Origin of the sequence: Streptomyces lacaronensis (assembly GCF_047337785.1) — a bacterium.
In the GTDB taxonomy this organism is placed as follows: domain Bacteria; phylum Actinomycetota; class Actinomycetes; order Streptomycetales; family Streptomycetaceae; genus Streptomyces; species Streptomyces lycopersici.
On the sequence record NZ_JBLHDK010000003.1, the window covers coordinates 6778214 to 6793373 of the forward strand.

15 protein-coding genes are annotated in these 15160 nt (G+C 71.4%); 9 read left to right on the forward strand and 6 right to left on the reverse strand.

Translation table 11 applies throughout. The features are described 5' to 3' along the window. Nucleotides 1-97: 97 nt before the first annotated feature. Both ACMTAK_RS29465 and ACMTAK_RS29470 read left to right on the forward strand, forming a co-directional pair. Entirely contained in the window at nucleotides 98-340 is a 243-nt protein-coding gene (locus tag ACMTAK_RS29465; RefSeq protein ID WP_413808978.1) for a type II toxin-antitoxin system VapB family antitoxin, read from the forward strand. Nucleotides 341-342: 2 nt separating this feature from the next. Next, entirely contained in the window at nucleotides 343-759 is a 417-nt protein-coding gene (locus tag ACMTAK_RS29470) for a PIN domain-containing protein (protein ID WP_413808979.1), read from the forward strand. Between the two features lie 23 nt (nucleotides 760-782). Here the strand turns inward: ACMTAK_RS29470 and ACMTAK_RS29475 are convergent, their stop codons facing one another. Further along, complete coding sequence (locus ACMTAK_RS29475) at nucleotides 783-1394, reverse strand: TetR/AcrR family transcriptional regulator (protein ID WP_413808980.1); 612 nt, start codon at nucleotides 1392-1394, stop codon at nucleotides 783-785. Nucleotides 1395-1490: 96 nt separating this feature from the next. Here ACMTAK_RS29475 and ACMTAK_RS29480 point away from each other — a divergent pair, with 96 nt between their 5' ends. After that, nucleotides 1491-2240 carry an SDR family NAD(P)-dependent oxidoreductase gene (locus tag ACMTAK_RS29480; protein WP_413808981.1) on the forward strand — a complete coding sequence of 250 codons (750 nt, stop codon included), beginning with the start codon at nucleotides 1491-1493 and terminating at the stop codon, nucleotides 2238-2240. Between the two features lie 30 nt (nucleotides 2241-2270). Here the strand turns inward: ACMTAK_RS29480 and ACMTAK_RS29485 are convergent, their stop codons facing one another. Next, on the reverse strand, nucleotides 2271-3002 hold the full coding sequence (locus tag ACMTAK_RS29485; protein ID WP_413808982.1) for a FadR/GntR family transcriptional regulator: 732 nt from the start codon (nucleotides 3000-3002) through the stop codon (nucleotides 2271-2273). Between the two features lie 133 nt (nucleotides 3003-3135). On the opposite strand from ACMTAK_RS29485, the gene ACMTAK_RS29490 reads away from it, so the two are divergent. Genes ACMTAK_RS29490 through ACMTAK_RS29505 form a run of 4 tightly spaced genes read left to right on the forward strand, consistent with a single transcriptional unit; the run spans nucleotide 3136 to nucleotide 7000 of the window. Continuing rightward, complete coding sequence (locus ACMTAK_RS29490; RefSeq protein ID WP_413808983.1) at nucleotides 3136-3648, forward strand: gluconokinase; 513 nt, start codon at nucleotides 3136-3138, stop codon at nucleotides 3646-3648. Nucleotides 3649-3668: 20 nt separating this feature from the next. After that, complete coding sequence (locus tag ACMTAK_RS29495) at nucleotides 3669-5066, forward strand: GntT/GntP/DsdX family permease (RefSeq protein WP_413808984.1); 1398 nt, start codon at nucleotides 3669-3671, stop codon at nucleotides 5064-5066. A 49-nt stretch (nucleotides 5067-5115) separates the two neighbouring features. Then, nucleotides 5116-5913 carry an SDR family oxidoreductase gene (locus ACMTAK_RS29500; RefSeq protein ID WP_413808985.1) on the forward strand — a complete coding sequence of 266 codons (798 nt, stop codon included), beginning with the start codon at nucleotides 5116-5118 and terminating at the stop codon, nucleotides 5911-5913. Nucleotides 5914-5968: 55 nt separating this feature from the next. Next, nucleotides 5969-7000 (forward strand): L-idonate 5-dehydrogenase, encoded by a 1032-nt coding sequence (locus ACMTAK_RS29505; protein ID WP_413808986.1) that lies wholly within the window; start codon nucleotides 5969-5971, stop codon nucleotides 6998-7000. Between the two features lie 168 nt (nucleotides 7001-7168). Here ACMTAK_RS29505 and ACMTAK_RS29510 read toward each other — a convergent pair whose 3' ends face one another. Then, complete coding sequence (locus ACMTAK_RS29510) at nucleotides 7169-8038, reverse strand: MIP/aquaporin family protein (protein ID WP_413808987.1); 870 nt, start codon at nucleotides 8036-8038, stop codon at nucleotides 7169-7171. Between the two features lie 204 nt (nucleotides 8039-8242). Between ACMTAK_RS29510 and ACMTAK_RS29515 the strand changes: the two genes are divergently transcribed. Next, nucleotides 8243-9250: a hypothetical protein gene (locus ACMTAK_RS29515; protein ID WP_413808988.1), complete on the forward strand. Its 1008-nt coding sequence runs from the start codon at nucleotides 8243-8245 to the stop codon at nucleotides 9248-9250. A 185-nt stretch (nucleotides 9251-9435) separates the two neighbouring features. Next, the gene (locus ACMTAK_RS29520; protein WP_413808989.1) at nucleotides 9436-10875 is read left to right on the forward strand and encodes a CoA transferase; all 1440 of its coding nucleotides are present in this window, start codon (nucleotides 9436-9438) and stop codon (nucleotides 10873-10875) included. Nucleotides 10876-11442: 567 nt separating this feature from the next. On the opposite strand, the gene ACMTAK_RS29525 is transcribed toward ACMTAK_RS29520, so the two are convergent. Genes ACMTAK_RS29525 through ACMTAK_RS29535 form a run of 3 tightly spaced genes read right to left on the reverse strand, consistent with a single transcriptional unit; the run spans nucleotide 11443 to nucleotide 15052 of the window. Then, nucleotides 11443-12669, reverse strand: a complete 1227-nt coding sequence (locus ACMTAK_RS29525; protein ID WP_413808990.1) for an acyltransferase family protein — start codon at nucleotides 12667-12669, stop codon at nucleotides 11443-11445. After that, nucleotides 12666-14075 (reverse strand): polysialyltransferase family glycosyltransferase, encoded by a 1410-nt coding sequence (locus ACMTAK_RS29530; RefSeq protein WP_413808991.1) that lies wholly within the window; start codon nucleotides 14073-14075, stop codon nucleotides 12666-12668. Before ACMTAK_RS29530 ends, ACMTAK_RS29525 begins: the two co-directional genes overlap by 4 nt. Beyond that, complete coding sequence (locus ACMTAK_RS29535) at nucleotides 14075-15052, reverse strand: glycosyltransferase family 2 protein (RefSeq protein WP_138915224.1); 978 nt, start codon at nucleotides 15050-15052, stop codon at nucleotides 14075-14077. The genes ACMTAK_RS29530 and ACMTAK_RS29535 overlap by 1 nt, the downstream gene beginning before the upstream one ends. Nucleotides 15053-15160 lie beyond the last annotated feature (108 nt).

The window sequence follows — 15160 nt, forward strand, 5'->3', positions numbered from 1 at the left end:
ACTCGGCGGCCCACTCGGCGGCGAACTCCCCGCATACCCTGCGCTTTGTATGTGGCGTGGGCTACCTTTGTATGTAGCCCATCCCTTGGAGGTTCCGATGTCCGCCACCCAGATCGACATCGACGACGACGCCCTCGCGGAGGCCATGCGGCTGTCCGGCGCCAAGACCAAGAAGGAGATGGTCAACATCGCCCTCCGCGAGTACGCCGAGCGCCGGGCGCGCACCGAGGCGCGCCTGCGCCACCTGGAGCAGGCGCAGCAGTGGGACGAGGAAGGTTTCTGGCAGCGTCACGCGGCCGAGAAGGGCGGCTCTGAGCATACGGCGAAGGGCGCGGCCTGACCGTGATCCGCTACCTTGCCGACTCCACGGCCGTCTGGCGTCTGCAGCGTGACCGCAAGCTCAACGATCTATGGGGTCATGAGCTGGACGAGGGGGCCATCGGCTCGTGCGCTCCGCAGCGCACCGAGTTCCGGCAGTCGGCGCGTGGTCTGGATGAGTACGACGGGATGACAGAGATGTTCGCGGACCTGTTCCCGGACGTCTCCGTCCCGAAGAACGCCTGGAAGTGGATCGAGACCGGCCAGTACCGGCTGGCCCAACGGGGGCAGCATCAGAGTCTGTCCGTCGTCGACTGGCTGATCTGCGCGACGGCCGCACACCACGGGCTCGTCGTGTTGCACGACGACGCCGACTTCCGGGCGGCCGCGCGGCTTCTCTCGGACCTCGCGGAGCGCGATGTCTTCGCGACTCCCCGCTGAGGTCGGAACCCCCTCGGGCGGACTCAGGGCGCGGGTGGCCAGTTGCGCAGCGCCACGTCGGCCACCTGCCGCAACTCGTCCCGCGTGGCGCCGCTGGCCGCTTGGACGGCCATGCCGTTCGCCACGGTCATGAGGTAGCGGGCGAGCACTCCGGGGTCGATGTCCGGTGGCAGGTCGCCTTCGTCGACGGCCCGCCGGAACCGGTCCCGGAGCCGGGCCGTGCCCTCGTTGCGCCAGGCGATGAGGGCGTCGCGGGCGCCGCGTCCGGGGTCGCCGGCGGCGAGGGAGCCCTGGACGCCCAGGCATCCGGCGGGGCAGCCGGGGCGGGTGTTGGCCCGGACGGAGCCGTGCAGGAACGCGGTGGCCACCTGCCGGGCGGTCGGTTCCCGCATGGCCCGGTCCGCGTACGCCGCGGGGCCCTCGGAGTAGCGCTCCAGGGCCTTGCGGAACAGGTCCTCCTTGTTGCCGAAGGCCGCGTACATGCTGGTGCGGGTGATGCCCATGGCGCTGGTCAGATCGGTGAGGCTGGCGCCCTCGTAGCCCTGCTCCCAGAAGACCCGCATGGCGCGCTCGAGGGCCTCGTCGGCGTCGAACCCCCTCGGTCGGCCGATCGGTGCCTGCTGCCGCGTCTTCATGCCGTCGAGCATACCTCTTCAGTACCGGTCGGTGCAGAAGTGCGCTACGCTCGCGTTCAGTACCGAACGGTACCGAAATTTGGGGAGGTCATTGACATGGGACAGCTTGAGGGCAAGACCGCCGTCATCACTGGCGGCGGCACCGGGATCGGCCTGGCCACCGCCGTACGGCTGGCGGCCGAGGGCGCCCACGTGTTCATCACCGGCCGGCGGAAGGCCGAGCTGGACGCGGCCGTCGAGGCCATCGGCCCGGCGGGGGCCACCGCGGTGGCGGGTGACGTCACGAACCTGGCCGACCTGGACCGGCTCTACGACGCGGTCCGCGCCCGGGGCCGGGGCCTTGACGTGGTCTTCGCGAACGCGGCGACCGCCGCCTTCGCGACGCTGGAGGAGGTCACCGAGGAGCACCTCGACCGGATCTTCGCCGTCAATGTGCGGGGCAAGCTGTTCACCGTGCAGAAGGCGTTGCCGCTGCTCAACGACGGTGCCTCGGTGATCCTGAACGCCTCCACCGCCGCCGACAACGGCACGCAGGCGTTCGGCGCGTACGCGGCGTCCAAGGCCGCGATCCGGTCCTTCGCGCGGACCTGGGCCAACGAGCTCAAGGGCCGTGGCATCCGGGTCAACGCGATCTCGCCGGGCCCGATCGACACTCCGGCGATCACGGCCCTCGCCGGCGAGGACAAGGCGGCCGAGTTCAAGGCACACCTCGCCACGACCGCCGCGATCGGCCGGATGGGACGCCCGGAGGAGGTCGCCGGGCTCGTGGCGTTCCTCGCCTCCGAGCAGAGCAGCTTCGTCCTCGGCGCCAACTTCTACGTCGACGGGGGTGAGAACCAGATCTGACCCGGGCGCACCGGCCGCCCTCGGGCGCGCTCAGGGCGCCAGGATGTCCAGCTCCCGCAGCGCGCCCACGGTGATCTCCTTCGTATAGCGCTCCGCCGCCTCCGCGTCGCCCGCGCGGACCGCCTCGGCCACGCGGACGTGGAGGGTGACCGCCTCCGGATCGGGGTCGCTGAACATGACGCGGTGCTGGGTGCGGCCGGTGAGGACCTCCGCGACGACGTCGCCGAGGCGGGCGAACATCTCATTGCCCGAGGCGCGCAGGATCACCCGGTGGAAGGCCACGTCGTGGACCAGGTACACGGGGAGCTGCTGGCCGCGCGAGGTGGCCACCATGTTGAGCGCGTGCCCGGTGAGTTCGGCGCACTGCTCCGGGGTGGCGTGCTCGGCGGCCAGCCCGGCGGCGGCGGGCTCGATGGCCGAGCGCAGGGCGGTGAGGGAGCGGAGCTGGCGGGGGCGGTCGGGGCCGGCCAGGCGCCAGCGGATGACCTGGGGGTCGAAGACGTCCCACTCCTCGGTGGGGCGCACCGTCACCCCGACCCGGCGGCGGGACTCCACCAGGTGCATGGACTCCAGGACCCGCACCGCCTCCCGGACGACCGTGCGGGAGACGTCGTAGCGCCGCTCCAGTTCGTCCGTGCGTAGCACCGTGCCGGGCGGGTAGTCGCCCGCCGTGATCGCGGGGCCGAGGGATTCCAGGACGCGGTCGTGCAGCCCCCGGCCCCTGGGCCTCTGACCACGGCCCTCGGGCCCCTGTTCGTCCATGGGCTCAGCCTACGCGGCCACCCGTCCATCAAATAAGTATGACTTTTAAGTCACGGACTCTTGAATACGTCGTATCTGTGCGGTTGAGTGTCCGGCGGCGCCGAGGTCGAAGAAGACAGCGAGGTTTCACACAATGCACGCCCCCCAGGTAGTCGTGGTCATGGGAGTGTCCGGAACGGGCAAGACCACGATCGGCCCTCTGCTGGCGGAGGAGCTCGGCGTCCCGTACGCCGAGGCGGACGACTTCCACCCGCCGGCCAACATCGCCAAGATGTCGGCCGGGACCCCGCTGGACGACGACGACCGACGCCCCTGGCTCGACGCCATCGGTGCCTGGGCCCATGAACACGCCGAGGGCGGGGGAGTGGTGAGCTGCTCCGCGCTCAAGCGGATGTACCGCGACCGGCTGCGGTCCGCCGCCCCCGGCATCGTCTTCCTCCATCTGACCGGCGACCGCGAGCGGATCGCCGAGCGGATGAAGGAGCGCAAGGGCCACTTCTTCTCCGGGGACCTGCTCGACTCCCAGCTCGCCACGCTCGAACCGCTTCAGCCGGACGAGTACGGCGTCGCCGTCGACATCTCCCCCGAACCCGAGGTCATCACCGAGCGGGCCGCCGCCGAACTGCGGCGGCTCGAACATCAGTAACGCACGTTAGGAAACCCGCCGTGACCAGACTCAGCGCCGAGATGCTGGCAGCGGACACCGTCGACCCGATCACGTCGGCCGGTCACGCACAGCTCGGCATAGCCGTCCTCGTCGGCATAGCCGTTCTCGTCCTGCTCATCACCCAGACCAAGCTGCACGCGTTTCTGTCGCTGACGATCGGCTCACTGGCGCTCGGCGCCGTCGCGGGAGCCCCGCTCGACAAGGTCATCACCAGCTTCTCGGCCGGTCTCGGATCGACCGTCGCGGGCGTCGGCGTGCTGATCGCCCTCGGCGCGATCCTCGGCAAGCTGCTCGCCGACTCCGGCGGCGCGGACCAGATCGTCGACACGATCCTCGCCAGGGCCAACAACCGGACGATGCCCTGGGCCATGGTGCTGATCGCGGGGATCATCGGGCTGCCGCTCTTCTTCGAGGTCGGCATGGTGCTGATGATCCCGGTGGTGCTGCTGGTCGCCAAGCGCGGCAACTTCTCCCTGATGCGGATCGGCATCCCGGCGCTCGCGGGCCTCTCCGTGATGCACGGCCTGGTGCCGCCGCACCCCGGCCCGCTCGCCGCGATCGACGCGGTCCACGCCGACCTGGGGATCACCCTGGCGCTCGGCGTCCTCATCGCCATCCCCACCGCGATCATCGCGGGCCCGGTCTTCTCGCGCGTCGCCGCCCGCTGGGTCGACGTCACCCCGCCCGACCGGCTGATGCCCACGCGCCCGTCGGAGGAGCTGGAACGGCGCCCCGGGTTCGGCGTCACCGTGTTCACCGTGCTGCTGCCGGTCGTGCTGATGCTGATCAAGGCACTGGTCGACATCGTCGTGGACGACCCGGAGGACGGGGTCCAGCGGGTCGCCGACGTCATCGGCAACCCCCTGATCGCGCTGCTGGCGGCGGTGCTCGTGGGCATGTTCACGCTGGGCCGGCCGGCGGGCTTCACCCGGGACCGGCTCTCCTCCACCGTCGAGCACTCGCTCGCCCCGATCGCGGGCATGCTGCTGATCGTCGCCGCGGGCGGCGGCTTCAAGCAGACGCTGATCGACATCGGCGTCGGCAAGATGATCATGGACATCTCGGAGGACTGGAACGTCTCCGCGCTGCTCCTCGCCTGGCTGATCGCGGTCGCCATCCGGCTGGCCACGGGCTCGGCCACGGTGGCCACGATCTCGGCCGCCGGGCTGATGACACCGCTGGCCGCCGATATGTCCAGCACGCATGTGGCGCTGCTGGTGCTGTCCATCGGCGCCGGGTCGCTCTTCTTCAGCCATGTCAACGACGCGGGATTCTGGCTGGTCAAGGAGTACTTCGGGATGAGCGTCGGGCAGACGGTGCGGACCTGGTCGGTGATGGAGACGATCATCTCCGTCGTCGGGCTCGTCTTCGTCCTGCTGCTGTCACTGGTGATCTAGCGCCGAGTAGAGGCCGAGTAGAGGTAGCAGAGGTAGGGGTACGTACGCCATGACGACACATCCGCTCTTCGACATCGCGGGCCGCACCGCGCTGATCACCGGCTCCAGCCGGGGCATCGGCCACGCCCTCGCGCGGGGGCTCGTGGAGGCCGGTTGCACGGTGGTGCTCAACGGGCGTGATCCGCGGGCCCTGGAGAAGGCCGCCGCCGACCTTGGCGGGGCCGGGGGCGTTGGCGGCGCTGACGCGGGGGGCGCGGAGGTGCACACCGCCGCGTTCGACGTCACCGACGGCCCGGCCGTCGCCGCCGGTATCGCCGATGTCGAGGAGCGGGTGGGCCCGCTCGACATCCTGGTCAACAACGCCGGGATGCAGAACCGGGCGCCGTTGCTGGAGTTCACCGACGACGCCTGGCGGCAGATCCTGGACACCAACCTCACCAGCGCCTTCCTGGTGGGCCGGGAGGCCGCCCGGCGGATGACCGCACGCGGCCACGGCAAGATCGTCAACATCTGCTCCCTCCAGAGCGAAGTGGTCCGCCCCGGCATCGCGCCCTACGCGGCGACCAAGGGCGCGCTGAAGATGCTCACCAAGGGCATGTGCGCGGACTGGGGCCGGTACGGAATCCAGGTCAACGGGCTCGGCCCCGGCTACATCGAGACCGAGCTGACCCGGCCGCTGGTCGAGGACGAGGAGTTCAGCGCCTGGGTGCGCGGCCGGACCCCGGCCGGGCGCTGGGGCCGCACCGAGGACCTGATCGGGGCGCTGCTGTATCTCGCGTCCCCGGCCGCGGACTTCGTGAGCGGACAGGTGCTGTACGTAGACGGCGGCATGACGAGCGTGCTGTGAGCCCTGACGGGCTGTGAACGCTGGGATACCAGGTGAGCTTGAGGAGGCTGGCCGGATGGTGCTGGGCTGTGTGATCCACGGACAGGGTGATCTACGCGTCGAGGAACTCCCGGAGCCGGAACCGGCGCCCGGGCAGGCGCTCGTGGCGATCCGCTACGGCGGGATCTGCGGATCGGATCTCCACTACCACCGGCACGGTGGGGTGGGCGACTTCCGGCTCCAGGAGCCGATGGTGCTGGGACACGAGGTCGTGGGCACGGTGGTGGCGTACGGCGCGGGCGCGACCGGGCCCTCGGCCGGCACCCCCGTCGCCGTACACCCGGCCACGCCGTGCGAGGTGTGCCCCGAGTGCGCCGACGGCCGCGCCAACGTCTGCCGCGACACCCGCTACCTGGGCAGCGCCGCCCGCTTCCCCCACGTCCAGGGCGGCTTCGCCTCCCGCATCACCGTCCCGGCGGCGCAACTGCGCGCCCTGCCCGACGGGCTGGACCCGCGCCGGGCGGCGCTCGCCGAACCGCTGTCCGTCGCGCTGCACGCGGTGCGGCGGGCGGGTGCGGTGAAGGGCCGTCATGTGCTGGTCACCGGCGCCGGTCCGATCGGCTGCCTCACCATCGCGGCGGCCCGCGCGGCGGGCGCGGCGACCATCACGGCGACCGATCTGCTGCCCCGTGCCCTGGAGTTCGCGGCGGCGGCCGGAGCGACCGCGTGCGTACGGGCCGACGACCCGGACGACCCCAACTGGCCCTCGGACGAGGCCGACATCGCCATCGAGGCATCCGGTGTGGCCGCCGGACTCGACACCTGCCTGCGGAGGGTGCGGCGCGGCGGCGTCGTCGTCCAGCTCGGCATGCTGCCGCCCGGACAGAGCCCGTTCGCCGGGAACGTACTGGTCAGCCGCGAGATCGAACTGCGGGGCGCGTTGCGCTTCCACGCCGAATTCGACGACGCGCTGCGGCTGCTGGCGGCTGAGCCGTCGTTCGACGCGCTGATCAGCGGGGTGCGGCCGGTGGGGGAGGCGGCGGAGGCGTTCGCCTTGGCCGCGGACCGCAGCCAGTCCTGCAAGGTCCTGCTGGACTTCGCCCAGTGAGTTGTGGGCGGCGAGGTTGTCACCGATGACGTGGACCGCCAGACCAGGTGTGGTCTGGCGGTCGATCTCATCGAGGAAGTCCTGGGGGTCCACTGCCCGGTGCTGAGCGGACAGCTTGCCGATCACCTTGCCGGTGGCGGTGTTCAGCGCGGCGAACGGATCCAGGGGTCATGGGGAGGCCAGGTGTGAAGCCGGCGCTTCCGCACCCGGCGTGACGTCGGGCCCCGCGCCGGGCTCGATCACCTGTACCCCGCGTTCGTGGGGGTTGAGCGCGAGGAAGGCAACGGCCGCGAGCGCGCCCCCGACGATCTGCGAGAGCAGGTAGATCCACAGCGAGGACCAGGAGAACAGTCCGGCGATGGAGCCGCCCACGGCGACGGCTGGGTTGAACGCTCCTCCGGAGATGCCGCCCACCGCTATGGCGCCTGCGAGCACGGTGAATCCGATGGCCAGACCGTAGAAGGAATTGTCCGGGTGGCCGCTGCTCGTGGCCACGTTCAGCACGACGTAGGCCAGGGCAAAGGTGAACAGCGCCTCCACCAGCAGCGCCGCGCCGAGCTGCCGTCCCGACAAGGAGAGCGCCGTCACCTTGCCCGGGTCGACGGCCCAGCGGGCGATCAGTGCTCCGACGGCGCCTCCCGCCAACTGTGCCCCCACGTAGGCCGCCGCGTCTGTCGCGGTGATCCGTCCCCGCAGGAGGACGGCGAGGGTGACAGCGGGGTTGTAGTGGGCGCCCGAGACATGACCCCCGGCGTACACCATCACCATCAGGACCCCGCCGATCGCCAGCGGAGCCTGAGGGGCCTTGGTGAGCACCGCCGCTGCGACGGTGAGGACGAGGAATAACGTGCCGATGAATTCAGCGACGCACTTGCGCAAGATTCTCTCCTTCGAAGACTCGGGTCGCGCAGGGGACCGGGAGTGGTGCCTTGCTGTTGCGATACGCGGGACCTCAGAGTCCGATGTCACGTCGGGGCGTGCAGAACGAAGCGCTTGCCCGGTGCATACACCGTAGGGACCGACCGGAGGGCTGCCCACCGGTCGAGCCCTTACGAAACGCTGACGTACGCCGGGCGACGGCCGTCACCGACGTCCCCGGACAGCACAGCTAGGGGGATCCCTAATTGTGATGTCCGGCCTCATGGCAGGTCTGGACCAGTCGTGGCACCCTACCGGCGACAAAGCGTCAGACAACGTTGTCCGGCGCTCTCGGGCACCTCCAACGGACTTGGAGCCGACCGCATGAGACGTGTCGCCACCTTATTCAGCGCCCTCACCCTCGCCACCCTCAGCTGGACCGCCGGAACCGCCGCCCACGCCGCCACCCCCGCCCCGGCCCCGGCCCACCCTGCTCCCTCCGCTCAGGGAACCTCCGTCTCCACCGAGGGGCAGCGCGCCGCAGTCCGCTTCTGGACGGCGGAACGGCTGCGCACCGCCAAGGACGTCACCACCCTGCCCGCCGCCCGCACCGCGAAGCTCGCGGACCCGGCGACCACCACGGGTGAGCGGGTGAGCGTGCCCCCGCTCCCGGGCCCCACCGCGCCCGTCTCCGCGCCCTCGACCCGGGCCACGTCCCCCACCGCCTGGACCGGCGGCGGCCTGATCAGCACCACGGCGGGCAAGGTCTTCTTCCAGAACGCATCCGGAGGCACCTTCGCCTGCTCCGCCACTGTCGCCAACAGCGACAACAAGTCCGTCGTGCTCACCGCCGGCCACTGCACCGTGGACGCGGCCACCGGCACCGGCTACCGCAACTGGGTCTTCATCCCGGGCTACAACAATGGCAACCGCCCCTACGGCACCTTCGCCGCCCGCCGCCTCTTCTGGGACGCCCAGTACGTCTCCACTCGGGGTAACGCCAACTGGGACTACGCCTTCGCCGTGATGAACACGCTGAACGGCCGCACCCTGGCCGACACCGTGGGCGCCCAGGGCATCGCCTTCAACTCGCAGACCGGCCGCCATGTCCACTCCTTCGGCTACGGAGGCTCCGCCGCCGAGGGCAACGGCGAGCGGCTGAACCACTGCGAGGGCAATGAGTTCGCCGACGCGGGCCGCCCCGGCTCCACGATGTGGGGCATCGACTGCGTCCAGACCGGAGGGTCGAGCGGTGGCGGCTTCCTCGCCGACTTCTCGGGCGGCGCGGGCTATCTGATCGGCAACATCAGCGTCAGCGCGGGTACGAACGAATACCACCCGACTCTGGGCAACGAGGCCCTCGGCCTCTACCAGCGGGCGGGCGCCGCGTAGGCCCGTCACCCACCTCGCACGGCCCGCCCTCTCCGTCCCCGACCAGGAGGAGGGGGCGGGGCACTCGCCGTAGGGCGCCCAGGTGCTCCGGCACTCCGGCGCTCCGGCACTCCGGCGCTCCGGCGCTCCGGCACTCCGGCACTCCGGCACTCCGGCGCTCAGGTGCCCAGGCGCACAATGAGCGCATGACGAGGAGCGATGGACCACCACGGGAGGCGCGGGACGCGGCCACCGCCCACGCCTGGGCCGCCCTCGGCGGCGATCCGGCGCTGCTGGAGCAGGTGACGTACCGCCCGGTGGGCGGCGGACTGCCCGCCCGGCTGCCCGTGGCCGAGCTGGCCCGCGCCACCGTGGGCGTATGTTCGCTGGCCGCCGCCGAACTGGGCGCGCGGCGCTCCGGCGGGGCCGTTCCGGCGGTACGGGTCGACGAGGGCGCCGTCGCCACCGCGTTCGTCAGCGAACGGCACCTGCGGATCGACGGCCGGAAGCCCACCAACTTCGCCCCGCTGTCCGGCTTCTGGCGCGCGGCCGACGGCTGGGTCCGTACGCACGCCAACTACCCGCACCACCGCGCCCGGCTGCTTACCGCCCTCGGCCTGCCCGGCGACAGCGGGCCGGACGAACTCGCGGCGGCGCTCGCGGCCCGCCCCGCCCGCGCGATCCAGGAGACCGTCTACGCGGCGGGCGGTTTGGCCGTGGCCGTGGCGGAGCCGGATGAGAGCGAGATCCCGCTGGACGCGCTGCCGTTGATCGAGTCCCGGCGGATCGGGGAGGGCACCCCGCGCCGCCTCCGGGAAGCGCGCCCGTCCGCAAGCGGTGCGTTGTCCGCAAGCGGTGCGTTGTCCGCGAGCGGTGCGTTGCCCGCGAGCGGCGTGCGGGTACTCGATCTGACCCGGGTCATCGCCGGGCCGGTGGCCACCCGCACGCTGGCCCTGCTCGGCGCCGACGTGCTGCGTATCGACTCCCCCCGGCTGCCCGAGGACCCGGACGCCCACGCCGACACCGGCTTCGGCAAGCGCTCCGCCGCACTCGACCTCGCCGCGCCCGAGCACCGGCGTACCTTCGAGGCGCTGCTCGCCGACGCCGACGTGGTGGTCACCGGCTACCGCCCCGGTGCGCTCGGCCGCTTCGGGCTCGCCCCGGACGCCCTGCTGGAGCGCCACCCCGGGCTGGTCGTGGCCCAGCTGTGCGCATGGGGCTGGTCCGGGCCCTGGGCCGGGCGGCGCGGTTTCGACAGCCTGGTCCAGGCGGCCACCGGCATCGCCGCGATCGAGGCGAACGCCGACGGTCCCCCCGGTGCGCTGCCCGCCCAGGCGCTCGACCACGGCACCGGCTATCTGCTGGCGGCGGCCGTGCTGCGGGCGCTGACCGAGCGCCAGGGCTCCGGCGGCGGACGCCATCTGCGGCTCTCCCTCGCGGGCACCGCGTCCTGGCTGACCCGTGGCATCGCCCCCGCCGCCCTGACGGGCGGCCCCGCCCATGACCCGGCGCCCTGGCTCGCCGAGACCGCCTCCGACCTGGGCACGCTGCACCATGCCCGCTCGCCGATCGCCACCCCGGGCGGCCCACTCGCCTGGGCCCGCCCACCCGGCCACCTGGGCACCGACGCCCCGCGCTGGCTCTGAGCCCGGACAGGGCCTACGTGGTGTCCGGGGGACCACGCGGCGGAGCCGCACATCGATGCTTTCCCCTACCCGCCCCTTCCCGTAACCAGGGGCGCCGCCCCTGGGCCCCGGGGGTGACGGGCCGACTGTGACACCGTGAGCACCTGCGCCGGTGGGCTGGTCGTGGTCGGCACGCCGGTGCGGTGGATGGCCGCGCGCTTCCCGGTCGCCCGGCCGGGGTCCGGGGGAGGGAGCCCCGGGCTCGCCCGCCCCCGAACCCCCGGGGGTTGACGAGGCGACCGCCGGCCGTGATCGGTTTACCGGCCAGGGCGCCGGGGTCCGGTGCGGAGCCCCAGTCGAGGGAAGGGGCGGGAAGGGGAACAGCCCGCCGCAGGCGTCACGACCGTCGGACACCCCCAACGCCCACTGGGGCAAATTCGGTTGCCGCCAAGCCCTCCCCTGACGCCTAGTGGTGTTCGACACGACTCAGGAGGCTCAGGAGGGTGCCGATGAGTAGCGAGAGGGCTCCCCTCGCCGCGGAAACGGGCGAGGGGAGCCCCTGAGAGAGCGCGAAGCCCTTACCGAGCCTTACAGCCGCGCCGTGCTCAGCGAGCGTTTGATCATCGGCGTGAACCGCTGCTCGATGAAGCGGTAGAGCAACCAGGCGAGGCCCAGCATCACCAGTACGGTCAGGGCGAACGTCCCGTAGGAGGGGATGCCCAGCTTCTGGTGGAGCACCCAGACGACCACCCAGCCCAGATGCTCATGGATCAGATAGAACGGGTAGGTCAGGGCGCCCGCCACGGTCAGCCAGCGCCAGTCGGCCCAGTTCAGCTTGCCGAGCGCGATCAGCGTGACCGCCACATAGCCGAAGGCGACCACGGCGATGATGCCGGTGGCCGACCGGTAGGAGAAGGCGTCGACGTTGGCCGGGTGCCACAGCTCACGGATCGCGTAGTGCTGGCCGATCAGGAAGCTGATCCCGATGATGCCCCAGGCCAGGGCGTCATGGCCGAAGCGGTGGAGCAGATAGATGCCCATGCCGCCGATGAAGTACGAGGAGTACTCCGGCATCAGGACCACGTCCAGCAGCGGCAGGTCCGACGCCTCGGCGAACGCCGAGCCCAGCGTCCAGACGGCGCAGAAGAGCACCACGCGGTGCCGTGTCGCGCCCGGAAGCACCACGAACAGCGCGAAGAGGGCGTAGAAGCGCAGCTCCGCCCACAGCGTCCAGCACACGCCCAGCACCCGGTCCACGCCGAGCGGCTGCTGGAGCATGGTGAGGTTGACCAGCGCGTCGCTGGGCGACACCGCCTTGTAGGCGACCCAGGGCAGTGCGAAGACGCCGGTCACCAGGATGATCGCGACCCAGTAGGCGGGGTAGAGGCGGGAGACGCGGGAGGCGAAGAACGAGCGCAGCGGCCGTCCCCATCCGCTCATGCAGATGACGAAGCCGCTGATGACGAAGAAGATCTGGACGCCGAGACAGCCGTAGGCGAAGTAGCTGGAGAGGGTGGGGAACTGGGCGCGGGGCGAGGAGCCCCACGCCTCGGTTATCTCACCGTCGCGGCCGCCGTAGTGGTACGCGGCCACCATGAGCGCGGCGAGCAGGCGCAGCCCGTCCAGCGCCCGCAGCCGCACCGGATGGCCTCCGCCGCGCGCTGCCGCCTTGGCGGTGCGCTCGGCGGATCGCTCCAGGGCCATGTCGGGGGCGCGCGGCGGCGCCGGCGTGGGAGCCGTCGCCGCCGCGTTGGATATCGGTCCGGCGTCCGAGTCGGATATCGGCCCGGCGTCGGGGGCCGGCGGCGCGCTCATCCGGTGACCGTCCGCTTGAGAGCGGCGCGCTTCAGGGCCCGGGCCCGGCGCGCCACCTTGCGCACCGTCTCATTGCGCGGGATGAACGCCAGCTGCGAGGGCACCGCCCCGGGCAGGGCGAGCGCGGTCAGTCGGCGCTTCTTGAAGTAGCGCCAGGTGTTGTCGTCCAGGTGGGCGGACAGATAGCGCTCGGTCGCGGGGCGCAGATCCGGGTAGATCTTGGCCTGCATGCAGAAGCCGACCGCGGAGACCAGCCCGGTCAGCCGCTTGCCCGCCCGCTCGTCCACCGGCTGGGCGGCGGCCACCGCCTTGTGGTCCTCGAGGTCGGGCAGCAGCGCGTCCACGATCGTCACCGGCACGCGGTTGCTGTTCTGGTACGGGGTGAGCCGCTCCAGCAGCGTATCGGTGCCGATCCGGGCCACCGGCAGCCCGTAGAAGACGTCGGCGGTGAGCAGCGCGGTGGAGAAGCAGCCGATGACCAGGGCCGGGCTCATCCGCTGGTACAGCACCTCGGCGAGGACCGGGGTGTCCATGACGGTCAGCTCCGCGCCCAGCTCGGCGGCCTTCTTCTCCAGCAACCGCGACCAGCGGGCCGGGGCGGTGGGGTGCGGCTTGAAGACGACGGTGCGGTGGCCCAGCGCCACGGCACCGCGCAGCATCCGCAGATGCAGCTCTTCCTCCTCCTGCGGGGAGAGGATGTCCAGCGCGGACAGGTACTGGCCGAGCATCAGCGCCGGGCCGCCTCCGACCGCGATCCGCTCGCTGGCGGAGGCGACGCCGCGCGGGGCGGCCTCGGCCACCTCGGTGAGCACCTTGGTGAACACCCCGGTCGGCAGGATCTCCGGCTCGACGCCGAACTCGGTCAGCAGCAGCGGCCGCAGCCCGGGCACCAGGTCGAGGTGGAGCAGCCGGCGGATGCGGGTGCCGATCAGCGGGTCCAGCTTGTTGCGGGTCGGGCCGTAGCTCATCAGCCCGTCCGCGTAGACGTCGATGGGGGCGCCCTGGAACACATTGGCGACCGCCATCGCCGGGTTGACCTGGATGGACTCCAGGATCAGCTCGACCTTGTCGTCGCCGAGGTTCCACAGCAGCCGCAGATGGCGCTCCCACAGCGGGGCGTCGTCGATGCGCGGGGCCCAGCCGCCGGGGTGGAACGGCGAGATCGTCTCGTTCCAGGACAGCACCCGGTCGAAGCGGCCGCGCAGCCGATCGAAGCCGGGCATCTCGTCCACCGGCGGGGTGGTCTCAGGCGTCGCGGCGTTGTTGCTGATCAGCAGCAGCCGGCGGTCGGCCGGGCCGACGCTGCCCGCGTCGATCGCCGCCGCGAGGGTCGCCGCCCCGTAGAGGGTCGAGGCGAGGAAGATCTGGGTGCGCTTGCGCTCCGCCAGGGGCTTGTAGGCGGACATCAGGCCGCCACCTCCGCCCCCGCGGACCGGCGCTTGACTCGCCGCAGTCGCGCGGCGCGCTCGTAGTCCATGGAATCCAGTGCGTCCTTCAATACGTCCTGGGGCATGCGTTTCATCGCCGCCGCCGACATGGAACGGAGTTTGCGTGCCACTTGTGGTTCGAATCTCTCGATGTTGCCGAGGTGGTGGGAAATGATCGCGCAATAGGTGCGGACGGCCTTCGGCAGCAGGGCGTCGGCGTCGCGGTCCCGCGCGGTTTCCTCGATCACCTGGTCGAACGCGCGAATGAAGTCGAGCTGCCGCACATCGCCGATCTGGGTGAGCGAGGAGGAGACCCCGCGCCGGTAGAACACCCCGGCCAGGCCGAGGACGGCGAAGCTGCGGGCCTCGCGGTGCAGCCGCCAGATCCAGGGTCGGTCCTCGGCGGTGCGCAGCCCGTGGGTGAAGTGCAGCAGCCCCTCGTCGACCAGGCGGCGGTGGTACATGCCCGCCCAGGCGTAGGGGTAGTCGACCGAGGTGGAGCGGTCGGCCGGGAGGATCACGTCCCGAGGGTTCATCACCTCATTGCGGCGGCCGTGCGGCACCCGGGTGATGGAGCGCGCCCGGGCGGTGCACTGGACATGGTCGGTGCGGACGAAGTCGCACCCCAAGTCCTCGATCGCCGCGAGCAGTTGGGCGTAGTAGCCGGGGGCCAGCCAGTCGTCGCCGTCGAGGAAGGCGAGGTACTCCCCCGTGGCGTTGTCCAGGCCGGTGTTCCGCGCGGTGGCCAGCCCACCGTTCTTCTCATGCCGTACGTAGACGGCCCCCGGAAGGTCGCGTTCTGCGCGCTCCAGGATCTCCGGGGTCCCGTCGGTGGCACAGTCGTCGACGAGAATGAATTCGAAGTCCTCGCGCGCGTTCGCGCGCAGACTTCTGAGCGTGTCGGGGGCATAGGTCTGCACGTTGTAGAACGGCACGATGACGGAGAGCTTAACCACGCGGGTGACGCTAGGTCGCCGGTCGGCATTCGTCTTGACCTAGGGTGTACGTAAAGGTGAACGAAGGACGTCGGAACGGTTAACCCGCCGCTCCGGCCAGCCGATTCT